This is a genomic window from Mesorhizobium sp. P2_F8 (genome assembly GCF_056403655.1).
Genome location: NZ_JBFUFB010000067.1, coordinates 1 through 3,922, shown reverse-complemented (window position 1 = coordinate 3,922; position 3,922 = coordinate 1). Strand labels below are relative to the sequence as shown.

Below are 3,922 nucleotides of genomic sequence, written 5' to 3'. Positions count from 1 at the left end.
GGATCACACGGCCCGATAGTATCAATATCCGTCGGGACACCGTGCGATGTAGACACGCCCATTGCGATCTCTGTAGCGGCACTGACCGGCTTCACTGGCATGCCCGATCACCGCGCCCGCAATGGCTCCAGCGGCACCGCCAACGATCGCGCCTTTCACGGGATCACCGGCTACGGCGGCACCAATTGCCGCTCCGCCCAGACCACCGACTGCAGCGCCCTGCTCGGTGCGCGAGCATGCTGCGAGCGGAATGATAAGGCTCAATATGAGCAATGTCTTTTTCATGAGTTGTCCTCCAGCGGCCCGACATTGAGCCCGGTGATAAATGCGCGATTTGTTTTTTCGATCCATCGATTTGCTAAATTAGCTTTTGATTGCGCGAGCCATCTTCAGCGAGGGCAGAAACGGAAGACCACGTACTGGCTCAAGCACGGGCTGCTCGGCGCATCTGTCCGGCGAGGAAAACCTTCGCATTTGGAAAAGGCGGCATGGGCATTGGAACATTAGACAGTTCCAAGTGTTCACTCGATGCGAGGGTTGCCACCAAATCCTCAAAGGCTGGGCAAGAGAGCTTGGTCTGCCAAATCATTTTGAGGAGATCGAACCGTGCATAGCATTATCTATCTCGTCGGGCTCGTCGTCGTCGTCCTTGCCGTTCTGAGCTTTTTCGGCCTCAGGAGGTAGCGCAAAGCCGACATGACCCAGACTGTTGAACCGCCAATATTGCCAGAGGGCAGCCCGGATCGGGAGATCAATTGTGAAGTCGCACTGGAGACCGCATTTGCTGCTTTGGTAACTGCCTCACAGGCGCAGGGTTGGACACCCCACGAAACGGCCGTGACCCTGTTGAAGATTGCCACACAACATGGCCAGCAGGTCCAGGCTCTCGTTGCTGCAATCAAGAGCGAGCCGAAATGAGTCAATGGGTTGGCAACGCGGTAGTGGATCAGTTTGAACTCGGAAGCGCTGGCTATTTCTAGCGGCTTCGACCGCCGTCAAAAGGTCGCCAATTTATGGATGTCTGCATCGCCCGAACACGGGACAACAATATCAAAACCGGCAAGAGCGGCTTGCTGCTCATCTCCGACAACTATGATGCCTTCGCCGCGCGTGTGTTGGCGGCAAGAAGCGCGGTTCGAACTCTCGATCTCATGTATTACCTCTGGCATGACGACCACACCGGCCGCTTGCTTCTGCAGGAAGTTTTCCGGGCCGCTCAGCGGGGCGTGCGCGTGCGAATGCTGCTTGATGACGTCAACCCGCGCAAAAGTGATTCTGCATATCTGGCGTTGAGCAGCCATCCAAACATCGAGCTGAAGCTGTTCAATCCGAGCGGCGTCAGAGCACGCGGCATTGTACGCAGCATGGAAGTTCTCCTGCGGCTTTTTGCATTGACGCGCAGGATGCACAACAAGGCGTGGATAGCCGACGACGACATCGCCATTGTCGGGGGGCGCAATGTCGGCGATGCCTACTTTGATGCAGCAGAAACAAATTTCCGCGACCTCGACGTTCTCCTCCTCGGCCCCGCCGTGCAGCAAACCGCCGAAATTTTCAAGGCTTTCTGGACGTGCCAGGACGCAAAACCAATTGGCGCGCTCGGTCCAGCCGCTGCGACCACGCAGGCCGAATTGTTTGGAGGAAGCGATGCTGAAACCGAGTCAAAACTTTTGAACGGGATCGGCGACCATGGGACCGTCGCTGAGTTCATCGCGGCCGGCAACGATGTGCACTGGGTGGAACGTGTTCGAGTGATTTCCGACCCTCCAGAGAAAGTGCGCGGCTGGAGACGTCGCAGTTGGCTGTTGAAGGAATTGCTTCCGATCATTCAGTCAGCGCGCAATTGCCTGGAAATTGTGTCTCCCTATTTCATTCCTGGCAAAAGGGGTTCCGCAATCTTGTCGGACCTCGTCAGCAACGGCGTTGAAGTTGCGGTTCTGACCAATTCATTGGCAGCCACTGATGTCGCAGCGGTCCACGGCGCCTATGCAAATTATCGCAAGCGATTGCTCAGGAACGGCGTCAAGATTTTTGAGCTTCAGCCCTTCAGCCGCCGGCAGGCGATCTCGGTATTTGGGTCCAAGGGCGCCAGCCTGCACACGAAGGCTTTCAGCGTCGATGACAAGACCGGTTTCGTCGGCTCCTTCAATTTTGATCCGCGGTCGGTGTCGTTGAACTCGGAAATGGGAGTGCTTTTTGAGGATGAGGAATTGGTCGCTGAACTGCGGCGCAGGTTCCAGGCAGAGATATCACCGGAAGCGAGTTATCGGCTCGAACTGAAAAACAACGCGCTCCACTGGCATGGATGCGACGAAGGCAGGTCCCAAAATTATTCTCACGAACCTGAAGCGGGGATTTTCCGCCGCATCCTGGCGATCCTGGTCCGCCATCTCCCGATCGAGTCACAGCTTTAGGCAGCAAAGCGACCATCGAGTGTCACCCTGCTACCGGTCACCTTGCCCACGGTGCTCGAGGCATGTGCAGCGCAAGGTCGAGCCTAAGCGCGTAGATCCCTGCGTTAACGCGCCTTCGTGCCGAGGGCAGCAGCCGGGTTGCCTACACGGAGTGCACAACGATCGAACTAGACTAGAGCCCACAGCGCGGTCGGCGCGTCAGAGTCAAAGCTCGACTTTGGCGACGTTGTCTTTGTATTCGTCTTTGGGATCGAACCCGAGCAACATCTTGATCCCTGCCATTACGCTCGATCCATCCAGCCAAATCTCTGCCTCCCGCGGATCGAACCGCAGCAACGCTAGCCTCGGATCATCTTTCCCGCCCTCAAACCATGCGGCCACAAAGCGATTCCAAAGCCGATCGATCGTTGCACGGTCGTTGTCGAGCCAAAGATTCCCCTGCACTGTGGCGAACAGATCGTGGCCTTTGGACGTGAAGGTCGCAGTCGCTTTGCTGCCATCCGTCAGACCCTGAACGATTTCGGTGTCTCTCGCCGTAAAGAACCAGACTGGACCATTTCCGTCAGTCTCCATTTGTGCAGTCATCGGACGAGGAATGACCTTCGAGTTATCGAGTCCGATCATCATCGTCATATCGGACTTCAAGGATGCCCAGAACCTGGATTTGAGTTCGGCGGCGGCTGGCATAGGCGTTTCCTTTCGAATTGGCGAAAGGGGACAAACGACTGTTGGGCATGTCGGTTCCGACGGGGCCGGCGATTGGTCCGGTGGTTCGTGTGCTTTGAGCACCACGTCTAAGCGGCCGTCAGTACAGACGAAGGTGGTTCGCCGCGTTCGCTAGGGCAGCCTTTCTGCAGTTTTCGCTTGCGAGAAAATGCTATGGTAGCTTATCAATTGGCTATGCCTTGGCGATGCCTACTGTCCTCTTAATGAGCGTCCATCGGCGCAATTGGGATGGCCGAAAATAGAAGATCCTTGGCCGCCACAGGGTGCGTAAGTTCGAATGCGGGAGATTGCGAATTGAGCCAGTCAGCGCCGAGACGCTTGGTGATCGGAATAAGTGGCGCTTCGGGAGTCGTGTACGGTGTACGACTGCTTGAGCTCGGACGAGAACTCGAGTTGGAGACGCATCTGGTCATGACGAAGTCAGCCAAGATTGCAACCGCTCATGAATCTTCAACGAAGGTCAAGGACATAGAGGCACTGGCCAGCGTCGTTCACTCGGCTGACGACATAGCGGCTTCCATTTCGAGCGGATCCTGTTGATTGCCACTGAGAAGTGACCCGGCATTGAAGGATATTTCCATCGAGAATTGACCCATGTTTGAACCTTGCCCTGCGTGTTGCAGCGGGGGCTACGGAGTGATCGACATGGCATTATTGAGCGTGATCCGACGCTGGCATTTTCGAGAGCATTTATCGATCCGTGAGATCAGCCGCAGGACCGGCCTGTCGCGGAATACTATTCGCAGATATCTGCGTTCTGACGGTGTTGAGCCAAAGTTCAA

6 protein-coding genes are annotated in these 3,922 nt (G+C 56.1%); 4 read left to right on the top strand and 2 right to left on the bottom strand.

Features of this window, described 5'->3' with window-relative positions:
- Positions 1-21 precede the first annotated feature (21 nt).
- Positions 22-285 carry a YMGG-like glycine zipper-containing protein gene (locus AC1DZP_RS35745; protein WP_095091059.1) on the bottom strand — a complete coding sequence of 88 codons (264 nt, stop codon included), beginning with the start codon at positions 283-285 and terminating at the stop codon, positions 22-24.
- A gap of 411 nt (positions 286-696) precedes the next feature.
- On the opposite strand from AC1DZP_RS35745, the gene AC1DZP_RS35740 reads away from it, so the two are divergent.
- The gene (locus AC1DZP_RS35740) at positions 697-918 is read left to right on the top strand and encodes a hypothetical protein (protein WP_095091060.1); all 222 of its coding nucleotides are present in this window, start codon (positions 697-699) and stop codon (positions 916-918) included.
- A gap of 95 nt (positions 919-1,013) precedes the next feature.
- Positions 1,014-2,414, top strand: coding sequence for a phospholipase D-like domain-containing protein (locus AC1DZP_RS35735; protein WP_477308999.1), 1,401 nt, complete (start codon positions 1,014-1,016; stop codon positions 2,412-2,414).
- Between the two features lie 204 nt (positions 2,415-2,618).
- Here AC1DZP_RS35735 and AC1DZP_RS35730 read toward each other — a convergent pair whose 3' ends face one another.
- The gene (locus tag AC1DZP_RS35730) at positions 2,619-3,101 is read right to left on the bottom strand and encodes a pyridoxamine 5'-phosphate oxidase family protein (RefSeq protein WP_477308997.1); all 483 of its coding nucleotides are present in this window, start codon (positions 3,099-3,101) and stop codon (positions 2,619-2,621) included.
- Between the two features lie 267 nt (positions 3,102-3,368).
- Between AC1DZP_RS35730 and AC1DZP_RS35725 the strand changes: the two genes are divergently transcribed.
- Complete coding sequence (locus AC1DZP_RS35725; RefSeq protein ID WP_477308995.1) at positions 3,369-3,680, top strand: flavoprotein; 312 nt, start codon at positions 3,369-3,371, stop codon at positions 3,678-3,680.
- Between the two features lie 105 nt (positions 3,681-3,785).
- The coding region (locus AC1DZP_RS35720) for a helix-turn-helix domain-containing protein (protein WP_477307430.1) at positions 3,786-3,922 on the top strand (137 nt) is incomplete at its 3' end.

What these genes read in the sequence shown, in the direction of transcription:
- AC1DZP_RS35725 (WP_477308995.1), top strand. Translation starts at nt 3,369, where the DNA reads ATGGCCGAAAATAGAAGATCCTTGGCCGCCACAGGGTGCGTAAGTTCG.
- AC1DZP_RS35735 (WP_477308999.1), top strand. Translation starts at nt 1,014, where the DNA reads ATGGATGTCTGCATCGCCCGAACACGGGACAACAATATCAAAACCGGC.
- AC1DZP_RS35740 (WP_095091060.1), top strand. Translation starts at nt 697, where the DNA reads ATGACCCAGACTGTTGAACCGCCAATATTGCCAGAGGGCAGCCCGGAT.
- AC1DZP_RS35730 (WP_477308997.1), bottom strand. Translation starts at nt 3,101, where the DNA reads ATGCCAGCCGCCGCCGAACTCAAATCCAGGTTCTGGGCATCCTTGAAG.
- AC1DZP_RS35745 (WP_095091059.1), bottom strand. Translation starts at nt 285, where the DNA reads ATGAAAAAGACATTGCTCATATTGAGCCTTATCATTCCGCTCGCAGCA.